This is a genomic window from Streptomyces sp. NBC_01445 (assembly GCF_035918235.1).
Lineage (GTDB): Bacteria > Actinomycetota > Actinomycetes > Streptomycetales > Streptomycetaceae > Streptomyces.
Genome location: NZ_CP109486.1, coordinates 922,395 through 939,667, shown reverse-complemented (window position 1 = coordinate 939,667; position 17,273 = coordinate 922,395). Strand labels below are relative to the sequence as shown.

General features: G+C 73.0%; 18 protein-coding genes. 11 read left to right on the top strand and 7 right to left on the bottom strand.

Going from position 1 to position 17,273, the window contains the following annotated elements; translation table 11 throughout:
- The 5 genes from OG574_RS52275 to OG574_RS52255 form a co-directional block, all read right to left on the bottom strand.
- Nucleotides 1-1,017 (bottom strand): AfsR/SARP family transcriptional regulator, encoded by a 1,017-nt coding sequence (locus OG574_RS52275; RefSeq protein WP_326779390.1) that lies wholly within the window; start codon nt 1,015-1,017, stop codon nt 1-3.
- 48 nt (nt 1,018-1,065) lie between these two features.
- Entirely contained in the window at nt 1,066-2,250 is a 1,185-nt protein-coding gene (solA, locus tag OG574_RS52270; RefSeq protein WP_326779389.1) for an N-methyl-L-tryptophan oxidase, read from the bottom strand.
- Complete coding sequence (locus tag OG574_RS52265) at nt 2,247-2,978, bottom strand: thioesterase II family protein (protein ID WP_100598490.1); 732 nt, start codon at nt 2,976-2,978, stop codon at nt 2,247-2,249. The genes solA and OG574_RS52265 overlap by 4 nt, the downstream gene beginning before the upstream one ends.
- 14 nt (nt 2,979-2,992) lie before the next feature.
- On the bottom strand, nt 2,993-4,081 hold the full coding sequence (locus tag OG574_RS52260) for an LLM class flavin-dependent oxidoreductase (protein ID WP_326779388.1): 1,089 nt from the start codon (nt 4,079-4,081) through the stop codon (nt 2,993-2,995).
- 178 nt (nt 4,082-4,259) lie between these two features.
- Nucleotides 4,260-4,547, bottom strand: coding sequence for a phosphopantetheine-binding protein (locus OG574_RS52255; RefSeq protein ID WP_326779387.1), 288 nt, complete (start codon nt 4,545-4,547; stop codon nt 4,260-4,262).
- Nucleotides 4,548-4,797: 250 nt separating this feature from the next.
- Here OG574_RS52255 and OG574_RS52250 point away from each other — a divergent pair, with 250 nt between their 5' ends.
- From OG574_RS52250 to OG574_RS52225, 6 genes are all read left to right on the top strand, one after another.
- Nucleotides 4,798-5,619, top strand: coding sequence for an AfsR/SARP family transcriptional regulator (locus OG574_RS52250; RefSeq protein WP_100598487.1), 822 nt, complete (start codon nt 4,798-4,800; stop codon nt 5,617-5,619).
- A 70-nt stretch (nt 5,620-5,689) separates the two neighbouring features.
- Nucleotides 5,690-6,448, top strand: a complete 759-nt coding sequence (locus OG574_RS52245) for a thioesterase II family protein (protein ID WP_326779386.1) — start codon at nt 5,690-5,692, stop codon at nt 6,446-6,448.
- Between the two features lie 10 nt (nt 6,449-6,458).
- Nucleotides 6,459-7,724 (top strand): beta-ketoacyl-[acyl-carrier-protein] synthase family protein, encoded by a 1,266-nt coding sequence (locus OG574_RS52240; RefSeq protein ID WP_100598505.1) that lies wholly within the window; start codon nt 6,459-6,461, stop codon nt 7,722-7,724.
- A complete protein-coding gene (locus OG574_RS52235) occupies nt 7,721-8,974 on the top strand; it encodes a ketosynthase chain-length factor (RefSeq protein ID WP_398378181.1) in 1,254 nt (417 codons plus the stop codon). Before OG574_RS52240 ends, OG574_RS52235 begins: the two co-directional genes overlap by 4 nt.
- A gap of 59 nt (nt 8,975-9,033) precedes the next feature.
- Complete coding sequence (locus OG574_RS52230; protein ID WP_326779385.1) at nt 9,034-9,300, top strand: acyl carrier protein; 267 nt, start codon at nt 9,034-9,036, stop codon at nt 9,298-9,300.
- 2 nt (nt 9,301-9,302) lie between these two features.
- Nucleotides 9,303-10,592, top strand: a complete 1,290-nt coding sequence (locus tag OG574_RS52225; RefSeq protein ID WP_326779384.1) for an FAD-dependent monooxygenase — start codon at nt 9,303-9,305, stop codon at nt 10,590-10,592.
- 38 nt (nt 10,593-10,630) lie between these two features.
- Here the strand turns inward: OG574_RS52225 and OG574_RS52220 are convergent, their stop codons facing one another.
- Nucleotides 10,631-10,849 carry a DUF6059 family protein gene (locus OG574_RS52220; RefSeq protein WP_234374773.1) on the bottom strand — a complete coding sequence of 73 codons (219 nt, stop codon included), beginning with the start codon at nt 10,847-10,849 and terminating at the stop codon, nt 10,631-10,633.
- Between the two features lie 187 nt (nt 10,850-11,036).
- Between OG574_RS52220 and OG574_RS52215 the strand changes: the two genes are divergently transcribed.
- Nucleotides 11,037-11,987 carry an MBL fold metallo-hydrolase gene (locus OG574_RS52215; RefSeq protein WP_442816969.1) on the top strand — a complete coding sequence of 317 codons (951 nt, stop codon included), beginning with the start codon at nt 11,037-11,039 and terminating at the stop codon, nt 11,985-11,987.
- Nucleotides 11,988-12,012: 25 nt separating this feature from the next.
- Here OG574_RS52215 and OG574_RS52210 read toward each other — a convergent pair whose 3' ends face one another.
- Nucleotides 12,013-12,465: a nuclear transport factor 2 family protein gene (locus OG574_RS52210; protein ID WP_100598481.1), complete on the bottom strand. Its 453-nt coding sequence runs from the start codon at nt 12,463-12,465 to the stop codon at nt 12,013-12,015.
- Between the two features lie 166 nt (nt 12,466-12,631).
- Between OG574_RS52210 and OG574_RS52205 the strand changes: the two genes are divergently transcribed.
- Genes OG574_RS52205 through fabG form a run of 4 tightly spaced genes read left to right on the top strand, consistent with a single transcriptional unit; the run spans nt 12,632 to nt 17,266 of the window.
- Nucleotides 12,632-14,257, top strand: a complete 1,626-nt coding sequence (locus OG574_RS52205) for a class I adenylate-forming enzyme family protein (RefSeq protein ID WP_326779383.1) — start codon at nt 12,632-12,634, stop codon at nt 14,255-14,257.
- Nucleotides 14,258-14,301: 44 nt separating this feature from the next.
- Nucleotides 14,302-14,625, top strand: coding sequence for an antibiotic biosynthesis monooxygenase family protein (locus OG574_RS52200; RefSeq protein WP_100598479.1), 324 nt, complete (start codon nt 14,302-14,304; stop codon nt 14,623-14,625).
- Between the two features lie 14 nt (nt 14,626-14,639).
- The gene (locus tag OG574_RS52195) at nt 14,640-16,448 is read left to right on the top strand and encodes an FAD-dependent oxidoreductase (RefSeq protein WP_326779382.1); all 1,809 of its coding nucleotides are present in this window, start codon (nt 14,640-14,642) and stop codon (nt 16,446-16,448) included.
- Entirely contained in the window at nt 16,445-17,266 is an 822-nt protein-coding gene (gene fabG / locus OG574_RS52190; RefSeq protein ID WP_326779381.1) for a 3-oxoacyl-ACP reductase FabG, read from the top strand. Before OG574_RS52195 ends, fabG begins: the two co-directional genes overlap by 4 nt.
- Nucleotides 17,267-17,273: the final 7 nt, after the last annotated feature.

The following is a 17,273-nucleotide window of genomic DNA, read 5'->3' as shown; positions in this document are numbered from 1 at the left end:
CTACTGGCCCGCCGCCGGATGCGCGGTCAGCCGGTCGAACCGGCGCATCAGCTCCTCCTGTTCCAGTGAGAGCCGCTCGATGCGGTGCCGCAGCCGGGTGATCTCCCCGCTCAGGCTCAGCACTGTCGCGTCGGGCCCGGCATCCCCGCCCGTCACGCCCGAAGGTCCCGGCACGCCGGTCCGCGCCGGCAGCGGCATCGGGTGCACCGAAGCCACCCACTCGGCCGTCCCCGGCGCCGCGAGACCCGGATCGTGCTGGAGGATCGCGTCCATCCGGCCGCGCAGCGCGGGACCCGGCTCCACACCCAGCTCGTGCACCAGGCGCTTGCGCGCACGGTCGTACACGCTCAGGGCCTCGGCCTGGCGTCCGCACCGGTAGAGGGCCACCATCAGCAGGTCGTAGAACCGCTCCCGCATCGGATGATCCGTGGTCAGCTCCTCCAGCTCGCCGATGATCTCGTCGTGCCGCGCCGCGCGCAGACACGCGTCGTACAGCGTCTCCAGAGCGGTGAGCCGGTTCTCCTCCAGCTGCGCCGCCTCGGCCGCGCAGATGTCCCCCCGCACACTGCCCTCCAGCGCGGGTCCCCGCCACAGCGCCAGGGCGCTGCGCAGCAGTTCGGCCGCGTGCTGCGGGTCGTCCGCGGCGGCGGCCCGGCCCCGGGTGGCCAGCTCGTTGAACCGCGCGGCGTCCGTGGTGTCCGTCGCGTCCCGGCCGAGGCGCAGGACGTAGCCGAGCGAGCGCGTCACGATCCACTCGTGGTGCGGCTCGCCCGATCCGGGTTCGGGCACGGGCAGGAGCCGGCGCAGCCGGGCCACATGGGCCTGCAGCGCGTTCGTCGCGTTGGCGGGCGGGTGCTCGCCCCACAGCTCGTCGATCAGCCGGTGGACGGACACGACCTGCCCGGACTTCACCACGAGTGCGCCCAGCAGGGCGCGTTGCTTGGCGCCCGTCGGAAGAATCCTCAGGCCGGTTCGCTCGTCCTGGATCTCCACGGGACCGAGAATGCGGAACTGCATCTCTCCCTCGTATCTTCCTCGCGCGTCACGCCTCACGCGGCACGCGCGTCACTCGAACCGGTCGGGGTCGGTGAAGCCCAGGGGGAACGCGGGCTCCTTGCCCTGGACGAGGTCGGCGACCACTTCGCCGATGCCCGTGGAGTGCTTGAAGCCGTGGCTGCTGCAGCCGCCCGCGACCACGAGCCCGGGCTTGCCGCGCGGCCTGCCGATGACGAACTGGCCGTCCGGCGTGCGCGCGTAGAGGTTCGCGGTGACCCGCGACGGGTCCGGGCCCACGCCCGGCACCGTCGTCGCCAGATGCCCGGCGAGCACGGACCAGTCGGCCGGTGCGACGGACCGGTCCACAGTCTCCGGGTCCACGACCCGGAAGTGCTTGCCGCCGTCCTCCAGACCCAGCTTCACCTCGGTGCCCCCCGGCAGCGTGCCGTGGCCCCAGAGCACGTCCCCGCCGTCCAGTTCACGCATGAACACCGGCAGCCGCCCGAGCGTGAACCGCTCGTCCGGCACCTCGGGCGTGAACCACGTGGTGGGCATCCGTACGACCTCCAGCGGCAGGCCGGGCACCAGCTGGTCCAGCCACGGCCCGGCGCACACCACGACCTGCCCGACGCGCAGCACCCGGCCCGCGGCCGTGTGCACCGCGACATCCGGCCCGGTGAACTCCAACGCCGTGACGCGCGTGTCGGTGAGGATCCGCGCCCCCGCGGCGCGGGCCGCACCGACCGCCGCCCGGATCGTCGCCTCCGGCAGGGTCAGTCCGCCCGCGGGCTCCACGACCCCGATGTGGCCTTGCGGCAGTCCTTCGTGGGCCGGGCAGCGCCGGCGCAGCGCGTCGCGGTCCAGCACCTCGATGTCCAGGCCGTGTTCACGGGCCGCCCGCAGGGCGCCGCCCACGATCCGGCCGTCCTCGGGCCCGATCAGCATCGCGCCGGTCGGCTCGAACAGGCGGGTGCCCGTCTCGTTCTCCAGCTGCCGCCACAGTGCCCGCGAACGCTGGGCCAGCGGCACCAGCGCGGGATGCTCCAGGCACGCCGTGCGGAACATCCGGCTCTCGCCGTGGGAGGAGCCGTTGATGTTGGCGAGACCGTAGCGCTCGATCCCGACCGCCCGGATGCCGCGCCGGGCCAGCTGCCACAGCGCGCTCGCACCCCAGGCACCCAGGCCGACAACGGCTACGTCGGCTGTGTCGGCTGAGTCTGCTGTGTGGGCTATATCGGCGTCCGGCCCGGTCATGACGGGCTCACCGCCGCCGACAGGGCGGCCGTCGCGTCCCGGGTGATCAGGCCGAGCAGCGGGCGCGGGTCGGCCTGGAAGTAGAAGTGGCCGCCTTCGGACATCCGCAGCCCCTGGAAGCGCTCGGCGTGCTGCTCCCAGGCAGCCAGCCGCTCGGGCGGTACGACGACGTCCTTCATGCCGCCGTACACGGCGACCGGCATCGTCAGCGCCGGGGTGTCGGCAAGCGGGCGCCAACTCTCCACCAGCTTCAGGTCGTTACGGATCGCCGGGGCGAACATCTCCCACAGGTCGGGGTCCCGCAGCACCTCGACGGGCGTGCCGCCCATCGCGGCGAGATGGAGGCGCAGCTCCTCGTCGGGCAGCGCGTGGCGACGGGTGTTCTCGCCCAGCGGGCGTGGCGCGCCGCGCGCCGACAGGCCCAGCCACACCGGCAGTTCACGCCCCTCGGCGGCGAGGCGACGCGTCATCTCGTACGCGACGAGCGCGCCCATGCTGTGCCCGAAGAAGGCGAACGGGCCGGTCAGATCGGCGGCGAGGCGGCGCAGGAAGAAGGCCGCCAGCTCACCCGCGTCGTCGATCGGCGGTTCGCCTGTGAGGCGGCCGCGGCCGGGCGCGTCCATGAGACGCACGTCCCAGTGGGCGGGCAGCTTGGCCGGCCACTCGCGGTACAACAGGTGGGAGCCGCCGGCGTGGTGGAAGACGAACAGGCGCAGAGGCTGCTGCATACCGTTCACCCCTCTCACGCGGCCGCGGCCGCGGCCGCGACGGCGGAGTCGGCGAAGGCGGGGGCGACCTCGGCGGCGAACAGTTCCATGGCGCGCACGGCGCGCGCGTAGGGCAGATGACCCGGATTGAACTGCAGGCTCAGGCAGATGTCCGGGCCGTACCAGCCGCGGATCGTCTCGATCTGCGCGCGCACGTCGTCGGGCGTGCCCGCGAGGACCTTGTGGCCGGCGAGGGCCTGGTCGAAGTCGTAGGCACGCGCCTTCTCCACGAACTTCTCGTAGCCCGGGTACTGCTCGGAGCGCGCACCCGCCCAGGAGGCGACCGCGCCGGCCATCATGTCCACGTAGTTCTGCTCGTTGGCGCGGGCGTCCGCGAGGACCACGTCACGGTTTTCACCGAGGTAGCAGGTGTACTTGATCTGGATGCGGCCCGGACCCTCGTGCCCCGCGGCGCGGCGCGCCGTGCGGTAGGCGGCGGTCATCTCCGTCAGCTGCTGCTGACTGGTCACGGAGGGCACGACCTGAAGGTGGTGGCCCTGTGTGCCGGCCAGCGCGCACGACTCTGCGCTCGTCGCCGACGCGACGAACACCGGGGGACGGGGGCGCTGGTAGGGCAGGGGGAAGCCGGACACCGGGCCGAACCGGTGGACCTCGCCCTCGAAGCGGACCTCCTCGCCGCTCCACAGGGCGATGCACGCGTCGACGACCTCGGTGAAGCGGGTGCGGCTCTCCTCCATGGAGACGCCGAACAGCTCGAACTCGTCGGGCAGGAAACCGCGGCCGAAGCCGACGTCGAGGCGGCCGTGCGAGAGGTTGTCGAGGAGCGCGAGGCGCGCGGCGATCTGCACGGGGTGGGCGAACGACGCGACGACCGCGCCGGTCACCAGGCGTATGCGGCTGGTGCGCGCGGCGGCGGCGGTCAGGAACACGACCGGGTCGGGGCTGTAGCCGCCGTAGGCGGAGCCGTAGTGCTCGACGGTCTGGACGTGTTCGAACTCCAGCGCCTCGGCCAGCTCGACCAGTTGAAGGCTCTCGTCGTAATAGGTGCTTGCACTCTTCTTCGCCGGGTCGACGACCGGGAAAAAGTTCACGCCGAATTCCATGGGGGCTCCGTCTGGTGATCCGTTTCCGGTGCTTCCCGGAAAACCATGAATAGCTCTTCGGCTATCGGACCATAGACGGATCGGAGCTTTCGCGGGGCGGACGCGAGTGCCTCTCAAGGGACCGTGGGTGAGGCCTTGAGGCGCGAAGCCGGCCACCGTCCCACGGATACCGGCCCGTTCAGGCGGCGCGCGTGCCGTCGGCAGGGCGGGAAATCAGCTCCCACCAGTGGCCGAGCGTGGGCCGGGCCATCAGCTCGGGAAAGCCCACCTCGACCCCGCGCCGGTGCCACGCGGCGATCAGCTGCATCGTGCTGATCGAATCCAGGCCGTGGTTGACCAAGTCACCCTCGTCATCCGGGAGTTCGGACAGCTCGAGCTGCATCGCACCGGCGACCATCTGGCGCAGCAGCTGCCGGGTCAGGGGATCCGCTTCCGCCGGCACATCACGCTTTTCACGGGTATTCATGGAAGGGAAGGTAATAGCGCCGCGACTCCTCCGGAAGGCGTTGTCGGCGCCCCATTCGAAGGGTCAGGCCCGCGTCAGTGCCGTGTCAGACAGAGGCGCGTGGAGAACTGCTCGAAGGCGCCTGGAGGATGACGCTGCGAAAGATCGAGGGCGGCTACGGTGCCTCTCGTCCCCGGCTCGTGAGGAAAAGACAGGAATCCGCTCTGCGGCGCAATATCGATGCCCATCGGATACCGGTACGGAGGAGACCATGAAGATTCAGGTTCTGGGTCCGCTGAGTGCCGCCGTCAACGGGATGTCGATCGTTCCGACGGCGGGCAAGCCACGGCAGATCCTCGCACTGCTCGCGCTCTACCCGGGACGGGTCGTGCCCGTGCCCACGCTCATGGAGGAGATCTGGGGGACCGAGCTGCCGCAGAGCGCGCTCACCACCCTCCAGACGTACATACTCCAGCTGCGCCGACGCCTCGGCACGGCCATGGGGCCCGGCGTGCCGAGCGCCGCCAAGGACGTACTGGCCACCCGGCACGGCGGCTACCTCCTGCAGATCCCGTCCGAGGCCGTCGACGTACGCGAGTACGAGCGTCTGGTCGCCGAGGGGCAGCAGGCCTCCGACGAGGGCGAGGACGAGCAGGCGGCCCGCGCCTACCGGGAGGCGCTCGACCTGTGGGAGGGCGCCGCGCTGGTCGACGTGCGCGTCGGGCCCATCCTGTCGATCGAGGTCATGCGTCTGGAGGAGAGCCGGCTCGTCACCCGTGAGCGCCGCATCGACGCCGATCTGCGCCTCGGCCGCCATGTCGAGGTCATCGCCGAACTCACCGATCTGATCGCCCGTCACCCGCAGCACGAGGGACTGCACTCGCAGGCCATGGTGGCGCTCTACCGCTCCGGCCGGCAGGCGGCGGCGCTCGGCATCTATCACCGGCTGCGCGGCCGGCTCATCGAGGAGCTCGGTGTCGAACCCGCGCCGCAGCTCCAGCGCCTGCACCACGCGATGCTCGCCGTCGACCCGAAGCTCGACGTCATCTGCGGGCCGCGCCGCTCCTCCACGTTCGACCTGTACGCCGCCTGACGGCCGCTTCGGTGCGGGTGGCCGGCCGGTTCAAGTCGTTCTCCAGGCCGGTCGGCGAGGCTCGGGTCCCATGGACGTAAGGCTGTACTGCTTCGCGCACGCCGGCGCCGGGGTGACGAGCTTCGGCCGCTGGCAGCAACGCTGCGGGCCGGGCATCGACATCGTCCCCATGCTGCTCCCGGGGCGTGAGGCCCGGCGCCGCGAGCCGCGACCGACGGACCGCGGCGCTCTGCTCGACGATCTGTTCGGCCCGCTCGCCGCCGCCGCCGAAGAAGGCCCGTACGCGCTGTACGGGCACAGCCTCGGCGGCATGGTCGCCCACACCCTCACCCGCGCCCTCCTCGACGCCGGCCTGCCCGGTCCCCAGCTGCTGGCCGTCGGGGCCTGCCCCGCCCCGCACACCGTCGCGCCCGCCGCCGACCCGGGCGACATCACCGACGAGCAACTGCTGCGCTTCGTCGGGGACCTGGGTTCCGCGCCGGACGGAGCGCTCGCCGAGCGGGGCAGCGTCTGGCACCGCACCGTCCTGCCCGTGCTGCGGGACGACCTCAAACTGGCCCGCGCGCTGCGCGCCGCCGCCGTGGACGACGTCGCCAAGGGCCCAGTGCCGGTGCCCGTGCTCGCCGTCGGCGGCCGCGAGGACCCCGTGGTCGGGCCGGCCGCACTGGCCGGCTGGCAGCGCTGGACCAGCAGTCGTTTCGTGCGCCGCACGGTGCCCGGCGACCACTTCTTCGTACGCGGCCCGGAACTGCCCCCGCTCATCGGACGTGCCTGCCGCGTGGCGCGCCGCACCGCGCTCGTACCCGGACCTGCTGGAGGACAACTGTGAGGGGATACCGATGAGACGCGCCGTCATCACCGGCATCGGAGTCGTCGCCCCCGGCGGCGTGGGCACCGACAACTACTGGCAGACGCTCACGGCGGGCCGCACGGCCACCCGCGGCATCACCCTGTTCGACGCGTCCTCGTTCCGCTCGCGCATCGCCGCCGAGGCCGACTTCGACGCGGCCGCCCACGGGTTCACGCCCGGCGAGGCCGCCCGCCTCGACCGGGCCGCCCAGTTCGCGCTGACCAGCGCCCGCGAGGCCGTCGCCGACGCGGGCCTCGGCCACGAACTCGACCCGGTGCGTACGGGCGTCACGCTCGGCAGCGCGCTCGGCTGCACCACCGGCCTCGACAACGAGTACGGAGTGGTCAGCGAGAACGGCTCCCGGTGGGAGGTCGACCACACCAAGGCCGTCGCCCACCTCTTCGACTACTTCGTGCCCAGCTCCATGGCCGCCGAAGTGGCCCTGGCCACCGGCGCCCAGGGACCCGTCTCGCTGGTGTCCACCGGCTGTACCTCCGGCCTCGACTCCATCGGCCACGCCGTCGACCTGATCCGCGAGGGCAGCGCCGACGTCATGATCGCCGGGGCCACCGAGGCACCGATCTCCCCGATCAGCGTGGCCTGCTTCGACGCCATCAAGGCGACCAGTTCCCGCAACGACGACCCGGCGACCGCCTCACGCCCCTTCGACCGCACCCGCAACGGGTTCGTGCTCGGCGAGGGCTCCGCCGTTCTGGTCCTGGAGGAGTTCGAGCACGCCCGCAGTCGCGGCGCCCACGTGTACGCGGAGATCGCCGGATTCGCCGGGCGCTCCAACGCGTACCACATGACCGGACTGAGGTCCGACGGTGAGGAAATGGCCGAGGCCATCAGGGCCGCGCTCGACGAGGCGCGCCTGAACCCGGCCGCCGTCGACTACATCAACGCCCACGGCTCCGGCACCAAGCAGAACGACCGCCACGAGACCGCCGCGTTCAAGCGCAGCCTCGGCGACCACGCGTACCGGACGCCCGTCAGCTCCATCAAGTCGATGATCGGGCATTCCCTCGGTGCGATCGGAGCCCTCGAGGTCGCCGCGAGCGCCCTCGCCATCGAGCACAACACCGTGCCCCCGACGGCGAACCTGCACGAGGCCGACCCGGCCTGCGACCTCGACTACACCCCGCTCACGGCACGCGAACAGCGCACCGACACGGTGCTCAGCGTGGGAAGCGGCTTCGGCGGCTTCCAGAGCGCCATCGTCCTGACCCGGCCGCGACTGCAGGAGGCAGCATGAGCACAGCGACCATGGAGGCGCCGGCTGCTCCGGCCCTCGCCCCGTCCACCACGGGCACCGTCGTCACCGGCATCGGCGTCGCCGCCCCCAACGGCCTGGGCGCCGAGGCCTGGTGGGCCGCCGTGCTGCGCGGCGAGAGCGGGATCCGCCGCCTGACCCGCTTCGACGCGAGCGGCTACCCGGTGCGCATCGCGGGCGAGGTCCCCGGCTTCCTCGACGAGGAACATCTGCCCAGCCGGCTCCTGAGACAGACCGACCGGGTCACCCGACTGTCGCTGGTCGCCGCCAAGGAAGCTCTGGACGACTCCGGAACCGATCCCGCCGACCTGCCCGCCTACAGCGCGGGCGTGGTCACCGCCAGTTCCGCGGGCGGCTTCGAGTTCGGCCAGCGTGAGCTTCAAGAGCTGTGGAGCAAGGGCGGTCAGTACGTCAGCGCCTACCAGTCCTTCGCCTGGTTCTACGCCGTCAACACCGGCCAGATCTCCATCCGGCACGGACTGCGCGGCTCCAGCGGAGTCGTCGTGTCCGAACAGGCGGGCGGCCTCGACGCGGTCGCGCACGCCCGCCGCCAGATCCGCAAGGGCGCCCGCGTGATGATCACCGGCGGGGTCGACTCCGGCCTGTGCCCGTGGGGCTGGGCCGCCCATCTGGCCGGCGGTGGCCTGAGCACCGTCGAGGACCCGGCCGCCGCGTATCTGCCGTTCGCCGCCGACGCCACCGGACACGTCGTCGGCGAGGGCGGGGCGCTGTTCGTCCTGGAGGACGCCGCGGCCGCCCGCGCGCGCGGCGCCGCCGCGTACGGCACCATCGCCGGATACGCCGCCACGTTCGACGGCCCCGGCACGCCCCGCCTCGTGGACGCCGCACGGATCGCGCTCGCCGACGCTGGCGTGCGGCCCGACGAGATCGACGTCGTGTTCGCCGACGCGGCCGGCGAGCGTTCCGCGGACCGGGCCGAAGCGGCCGCGCTCACCGAGGTGTTCGGCGCCTGCGGCGTACCGGTCACCGCCCCCAAGTCGATGACCGGCCGTCTCCTTGCGGGCGGCGCCTCGCTCGACCTGGCAGCCGCCCTGTTCGCCGTGCGCGACCAGGTGATCCCGCCGACCACCGGCACGGCGCGGCCCGCGGACGACTGCCCCGTCGACCTGGTCACCGTCACCCGCACCGGGATCCGGCTGCGGCACGCGCTGGTCCTCGCGCGCGGCCGTGGCGGGTTCAACTCGGCGGCCGTCGTCAGCGCCCCCGCGTAAGCCCCGTCCGCCCTCGCACCCCGCCCGACCCGCAGCTTCGCGACCCGAACGGAGAGACCATGGACCGCCTCGAACTGAGCGACCTGAAGACCCTGCTGCGCGAGTGCGCCGGCGAGGAGGAGGGCGTCGACCTGGACGGCGACGTCATCGACGTCACGTTCACGGAACTCGGCTACGACTCGCTCGCACTCCTGCAGACCACCGGACGCATCGAGCGCGAATACGGGATCAGCCTGGACGAGGACGGCCTCGACGAGGCCGAGACCCCGCGCGCCCTCCTCGCCCTGGTCGACCGGGCGCTGGCTGCCGCCAGGGCCGTGGCCTGAGCATGTCCGGGCAGACGGGGCGAGCCGCGCAGACGGAGCAGGCGGAGCGCGCCGCCACCACCCCCGCCACGCACCGCACCGATGTCTGCGTCGTCGGCGCGGGCCCGGCCGGCCTCGCCCTGAGCCTGATGCTGCTGCGCTCCGGCGTGCGCGTCACGCTCCTGGAGAAGTCACGGGCCTTCGCACGCGACTTCCACGGCGAGATACTCCAGCCCGGTGGCCAGCGGATCCTGGACGAACTCGGGGTGCTGGCCGCCGCGCGCTCCCGCGGGGACCGCACCCTGCGCGGCTTCCAGGTCCTCGAGCGCGACCGCCTGCTGCTCGACATCGACTACCGGCGCCTGGACGCACCGTACGACCGGCTCCTGGCGCTGCCGCAGCGCCACCTGCTCGACGCCCTGCTCGCGGCCTGCCGCCGGCTGCCCGGTTTCACCTGTCTCGACGGGCACCGGGTCAAGGAGCTGCTCCAGGAGCGCGGCCGGTACACGGGGGCGGTGGCGAGCGGACCCGGCGGGCGCCGGGTGGCTGTGCCCGCCCGGGTGGTCGTCGCCGCCGACGGGAGGTTCTCCAAGACCCGCGCGCTGGCCGGGATCGACGCCGGGCGCACCGAGGCGTTCGACCAGGACGTGGTGTGGTTCTCGCTGCCCGCGCCCGGCCGGGCCACCGGGCTCGTGCGCATCCACCGCGCGGCCGGCACGGCTGTCCTCGTCCACGACACCTACCCCGACCGGATCCGCGTGGGCTGGACGCTGCCGCACCGCGCCTGGCCCGAGGTCGCCGACGCCGGCCTCACCGCGATCAAGAACCAACTTGCCGTCGCCGTACCGCAGTTCGCCGACCTCATCGACCGGCACCTGACGAGCCGGGCGGATCTGAAGCTGCTCGACGTGTTCGCGGCGCGTGCCCCGTCGTGGGCCGACGACGGGCTCGTCCTGGTCGGGGACAGCGGGCACACCCACGGGCCCCTCGGCGCCCAGGGCATCAACCTCGCGCTGCAGGACGCCGCCGTGCTCCACCCCATTCTCGTCGAGGCGCTGCGCGCGGGCGACGTGAGCCGCGCACGCCTCGCCCGCTTCCAGGAACTGCGTGGGCCCGCCGCCGACGCGGTGACCCGAGTCCAGCGCCTGCAGGCCAAGGCGTTCCTGGGCACGTCCGGACGCGTCGCGACGCTCGCCAGGGCGGGCGCCGCGAAGCTGGTCACCCGGACTCCGATCGGCCCGCGCATCACGTCCCGAATCGCCCACGGCCGAGTCCCCGTCCACGTACGAACGGATCTCTTCGACCGGTCCTAGCGCGTGTCCGGCGGCACCGGAGCGGCTGCGGCAGAACGTCAGCGGGTCTCCAACTCCCGTATCAGGGCCAGCTCCAGCGACGTCAGCGGCACGTCCGGGCGCAGCCGCTCGGGATGGCCGGCGGGAGGCTGCGCCAGGAGTACGCGCGGTGTGCGCGAGCGGCTCGTCTCACCGGTCACGTACACCGCGCCGAGGGCGACAAGCCCGGACCAGACCTCCCGCAACAGTAGGGACGACCATCGACGCCGCTCGGCCATGCTGGCTCCCTCGCTCGGTGGACCCGTAGGCCGCAACGGTCCGGGGAAACGGTCGACGACCGCTCGAGACCGGCTCGCGCCGGGCCCGGCCCCGTCGCGCAGCCTCTGGTGCGGCCCGCTGTCCACCGCGATGCGAGGCGTGCGCAGCACGCTCGGTGGGACCGAGAACTGTGTGAGGAGACCGGCCGTGCAGCCCACTACCACCGACCGTCCCCCGGTGCCCGCCGTCGCTCCGCTCGGCCGCGCCGTCGAGGTCGGCGAAGGTGTCCACGCGTATCTCCAGCCGCCCGGCGGGTGGTGCCTGAACAACGCGGGCATCATCGTGTCCGGCGGTGAGAGCGCCCTCGTCGACACCACGGCGACCGAGGCCCGGGCCCGTCATCTGCGGGCCACCGCACTGGAGTTGAACCCCGTGGCGCCGCGCGCCGTCGTCACCACGCACTTCCACGGCGACCACGCCTTCGGCAACTTCGTCTTCCCCGAGGCCGTCGTCATCGGCCACGAGCGCACGCGTACGGAGATGATGGCGGCCGGGCTGCACCTGACGGGCCTGTGGCCGGACGTGGTGTGGGGCGGCATCGAGCTCGCGCCGCCCACCGTGACCTACCGCGACCGCCTCACCCTGCACGTCGGCGCGATCCGTGCCGAGCTGGAACACACAGGGCCCGCCCACACCTCGAACGACACCGTGGTCTGGCTGCCCGGGCAGCGGGTCCTGTTCACCGGCGATCTCGTCATGAACGGCGTGACGCCCTTCTGCCTGATGGGCTCGATCGCCGGATCGCTGGCAGCCCTGGGGCGGCTGCGCGCGTTCGGTGACACCACCGTCGTACCCGGACACGGACCGGTCGGCGGCCCCGAGACGTTCGACGCCGTCGAGGGCTATCTGCGCCTGGTGCAGCGGCTCGCCCAGGAGGGCCTGCGGGCAGGCCTGACACCGATCCGGACGGCGCGCGGCGCACACCTGGGGCGCTACGCGGACCTCCTCGACCCGGAGCGGCTGGCCCCCAACCTCCGCCGCGCGTACGCGGAACTGGAGGGCCTGCCCGCCGACGCCCCGCTGCCCATGTCCGAAAGGCAGGCCGCACTGGGCGAGATGATCGAGTTCAACGGCGGACCGCCCTGCTGCCTCGCCTGAACCGGCACCACCGGGACGAACCGGCTCACCCGAGGTCGTCGCGGGTGACCTTGCGCGTCGCCACGAGCAACCGCCCGTCCGCGCCGCGCACCAGCACGTCCTCGCACACGCACACCCGGTGCACGCGGGAGACGCCGCCGATCACCGAGGCGTAGACGGTCGTGTACGACCGCACGTCCAGGGCGCCGTCCGGGCGCTCCACCACATCGAACATGCCCATGAAGTGCCGGTGCCGCTCGCCCGCCTCCGCGAGCCGCGCCGCGGCGCCGCGGTTGGCCGCGACCAGACCGGGACGGCCGCGCACGGGCTCCGCGAGTGTCGGCACGTCGAAGACGGCGTCCTCGGTGAAGGTGTCCGCCCACCGCTGTGACTCGGCGCCGTCGAGGAGCTGCATCTGGTGCGCGTAGAACTGCTGCACCTGCGCGTACAGGGCGCCGAACGCCGTTGAGTGCGGGGCGGTTTCGAGCTGCGCGGTCATGGCCACTCCGTTCGGTGCGGCGGTGGACTCCGCCGGGTCCCCCCACCTTCTGAGGCCGGGGTTGAGCGGCTTTCGAACATTTCTCGAGCCCACGCGCCGAGCGTGGTGCGCAACCGCACGCACACAGCACGTCAACCAGTCAGCCCGTCGAAGGGGGCCGCACGCCGTGCCGCACTTCACGTACCCGGAACTGCCACTGGACGGCCTTCTGCGTCGCGCCGCCGCACGCGACCCCCACGCGCCCGCCCTCACCACCGGGCGAGGCACCGTCACCTACGGGCAGCTCGACGCCCACGCCGACCGGATCGCCCGCTTCCTCGCGCGCGCCGTCGGCCGCCGGGGCGCCGTGGTCGGCGTGGCCAACACGCTCGACCCGGTCTTCCCCGCCGCCTACTACGGCACCAGCCGCAGCGGCAACACCGTCGCGCTGATTAATCCGCTGGTGAACGAGCACGCGCTGCACCACGTCTGTGCCGCCGCCGGCGTCGAGATCGCCCTGGTACCGGCAGCCACCGGCGAGCAGCTGATGAAGATGCGCGACCGGCTGCCGCTGCTGCACACCATCGTCGTCACCGACGCCGACGACGCGGTGGTCCCCGGTGACACCGTCCCCCTTCACGTGGCCCTCGACGAGACACCCGACGGGCCGTACGAGCGGGACGAACCGGCGGACGTCGATCCGTCCTCGGTGGTGTGCATCCAGTTCACGACCGGGACCACCGGACGCCCCAAGGGCGTCCGCCTCACCCACCGCAACCTCGTCGCCAACGCCACGCAGACCGCCCTGGCCCAGGGCCTCGGCCCCGGTTCGGTCACCCTCAACCACCTGCCGCTGTTCCATGTGATGCACCTCAACTCGGCCGTGTGCGCGGGCGCTTCACAGATCCTGTGCCACGACCCGGACCCGGTGGCCTCGCTCGCCCTGGCCGCCCGCGAGGGCGCCACCCACTACTACGGGCTCCCTGCCCGGCTGCACCGGCTCGCCGACGACCCGCGGCTGACCACCGCCTGTGAGGGCGTTCCGGCGGGCCCGCGGCTGACCGCGGTCATGTCCGGCGGCACCGCCCTGGCGCCGGCGGCGGCCCACCGCCTGCGGCAGGCGCTCGGTGTGCCCGTCGTCCAGGGGTACGGCCTCGCCGAACTCTCCCCGCTCTCCCACATGCAGCGCCCGGCCGACCCCGCGGTGCGCGGCGCCGTCGGCGCAGTCCTGCCCGGTACCGAATGCCGTGTCGTGGACCTCGGCTCGCGGGAGCCCGTCGCCGTGTGGGCCACCGGTGAGGTGCAGGTGCGCGGGCCGCAGGTGATGGCCGGTTACCTGAACGACGACGAGCCGTCCCGGATCGACGCCGACGGCTGGTTCTCCACCGGTGACGCCGGCTGGCTCGACGAGGACGGCCGCCTGTTCCTGGTGGACAGGCTCGGCGACGTCTTCAAGTACGACAACGAACTCGTGTCACCTACCGGCGTCGAACGGATCATCGCCGAGGACCCGAGGGTCGCCGAATGCGTCGTCGTCGGCTGGCCCGACGCGGTGCACGGAGCCGTCGTCTGGGCGGGCATCGTCCTGCGTGACCCGACCGGCACAGCGCGCCGCGCCGCGTACACCGGCCTCGACACGCTGGACACGCTGGACGCGGTCGCCGAGGAGGCCAACCGGCGGCTCGCCCCCTTCGAGCGCATCCGCAGGGTCGAGGCCCTCGACGCCGTGCCCCGCACCCCCACAGGCAAACCCGAACGGCAGGCGCTGAGGCAGAAGGTGCGCGCCCTCGCCGCCGCCGAAGCCGCCGCCTGAACCCAACCACCGACCACGCACCGCCCCCCGACAGGAGACCCGCCATGGTGACCTTCGTGAACAAGCTGACCGTCCACGGCGATGTCGAGGAGTTCCTCGCCGCCAAGGACCGTGTCACCGCCTACATGAGCGCCCAGCCCGGATACCTCGGCCACCGGACGCTGCGTCTGGCCGGCGGCGAGCCGGTGTTCCTGGAACTCGCCGACTGGCAGGACGCCGCGGCCCACCGCGCCGCTGTCACGAGCCCGGCCTTCGGGGCGCTCGTCGGCGGCCTCAAGCAACTGGCCACCCCGGAGCCCGCCCTGTACGAAACCGTGCCCGAGCGCAGCGCCGGCACGGCCGCCGTGCCGATCGCGTCCGGCCTGTGATGAGCACCGGGCCCGTGGCACCCGGCCCGGCGGTCCTCGTCGTCGGCGCCGGTCCGGTCGGCCTGACCGCCGCCCACGAACTGGCCCGCAGGGGCCTGCGCGTCCGGCTCGTCGACGCGGCGTCCGGGCCCTCCCGCACCAGCCGCGCCGTCGCCGTCCACCCGCGCACTCTGGAGACCTTCGACCAGATGGGAACGGTCGACGGCATCCTTCGGCACGGCCGCAGGAACAGGGCGTTCACCATGTACGCCGGTGGCCGCCGCCTGGTCCGCCTCGACGCCGACTACACGTCGATGCCCACCCGCCACCCCTACAGCGTCATCATCGAGCAGACCCGCACCGAAGCCGTGCTGCGCGAGGCCGTGGCCCGGCTCGGCGTGGAGGTCGAGTGGGGCGTCCGGCTGGCCGGGTTCGAGCAGGACGGGACCGGCGTACGAGCGCGACTGACCCGCGCCGACGGCACCAGAGAGACAGGGCAGACGGGGCAGACGGGGGAGAGGGGCGAGACCGGGGAGACCGGGGAGACCGAGGAGATCTGCACGGTGCCCTGGCTCGTGGGCTGCGACGGCGGCCACAGCACCGTGCGCAAGGCCCTCGGCCTGCCGCTGCTCGGCGAGAGCCGCGACACCTGGATGCTCGCCGACGCCCCCGTCAGCACCGACCTGCCGCCCGACAGCATCTACTGGGTCCACACCGGCGGCCAGGCCCTGATGATGGTCCCCTACGCCCGCGAGGGCCACTGGCGCCTGCTCGACACGGCCCCGGACAGGCCCGACGCGACCGGCGCCGCCGAGCGGTTCACCGCGAAGCTCTCCCGGGGCCTCGGCAGCGCGGTACGGGTCGGCGAACCCGAGTGGACGTCCGTGTTCACCTTCCAGCAGCGCATGGTTCCGCGGATGCACGAGGGCCGCGTGTTCGTCGCGGGGGACGCCGCCCACGTGCACAGCCCGGCCTCCGGGCAGGGCATGAACACCGGCGTCCAGGAGGCGTACAACCTCGCCTGGAAGCTCGCCATGGTCCACCGGGGCTACGCGGAGCGGCCGTTGCTCGACACGTACGGGGAGGAGCGTGTCCCGGTCGGCAAAGCCCTGCTCGGCTCGACCCGCACCGCCACCTCGCTGGTCCAGTTCAAGAACGCCCTGGCCGCGGTGGCCCTGCCCGTCGTCTTCTCCGTGGTACGCAACCTGCCCCCGCTGCGGCGCGCCATCCAGCGCAAGGTCCTCGGCGGTATGTCGGGGCTGCGCCTCGGCTACGCCCGGTCCTCCCTGACCACCGGCGGCGGGCCCGAACCCGTGCCCATCGTGACGCCCGTCGCCTCGCCCGTCATGGTCCCGCGCCGGGGGCACGTGCCCGCGCCCGGCGAGCGCGTGTCCGGGGCGGCGACGGTCAGCGACGCGCTGGTGCGTGAACTGCGCGACGTGCGCTGGACCCTGCTCGTCGCCCCCGGCGGCCACGACGCCGACGGCGTCCCCGTGCGCGCCGCCCGCGACGCGGCCGGGCAGCACGGCGCGTGGCTGTCCGTGCGCTCCGTCGGCGGCAGCGGCGCCGGGCCCCGGCCGCTGCCCGACCCGGACGGCGCCCTGTGTGCCGCCCTGGGCCTGGCGGCGGGCTCCTGGGCGCTCGTCCGGCCCGACGGCTACCTCGCCGCGCGGGGCGACTTCCTGACCGCCGGCGCGCTCGCCGAGGCGCTCGCCCCCGTACGTCCCCGTGCCGGTGATCGTGCAGCACCTCTCAAGCGCCGCTCAGGTGGCCTTCGAGCCGTTCAGGACACGGTCGAGACCGAGACCATCACCGGCGCCATGGAAATGGAGAGAACACGATGACGACGCAGGAGTCACAGCCGTCACCGCCGTCTTCACCGTCGCCCGCGAAGCCGGTCGCCCTGGTCACGGGCGCCACGAGCGGCATCGGCCTGGCCGTCGCCCGTGAACTGGGCCGTCTCGGCCACCGCGTCTTCATCTGCGCGCGGACCGCCCAGCAGGTCAAGCAGACCGTGGAGGACCTGCGCGAGGAGGGCCTGGAGGTCGACGGCACCGCCGCCGACGTGCGTTCCGCCGAGTCCATGGCAGCCCTGGTCCGCGCCGCGGTCGACGCGTTCGGCCCGATCACCGTCCTCGTCAACAACGCCGGACGCAGCGGCGGCGGCCCCACCGCCGGCATCACCGACGACCTCTGGTACGACGTCATCGACACCAACCTCAACGGAGTCTTCCTGCTGACGCGCGAGGTGCTCAACAACGGCGGCCTGGCCGACGCCCAGGGCGGCCGCATCATCAACATCGCCTCGACCGCCGGCAAGCAGGGCGTCCTGCTCGGTGCCCCCTACTCCGCCTCCAAGCACGGCGTCGTCGGCTTCACCAAGGCGCTCGGCAAGGAGCTCGCCCCCCGGGGTGTCACCGTCAACGCGGTCTGCCCCGGCTACGTCGAGACGCCCATGGCCGAGCGGGTCCGCCAGGGCTACGCAGACGCCTGGGGCACCACGGAGGACCACGTGCAGGAACAGTTCGAGGCGAAGATCCCGCTCGGCCGTTACTCCACACCGCAGGAGGTCGCGGGACTCGTCGGCTACCTGACCACCGAGCACGCCGCGTCCATCACCGCACAGGCGCTCAACGTCTGCGGTGGCCTCGGCAACTTCTGACCGCCGC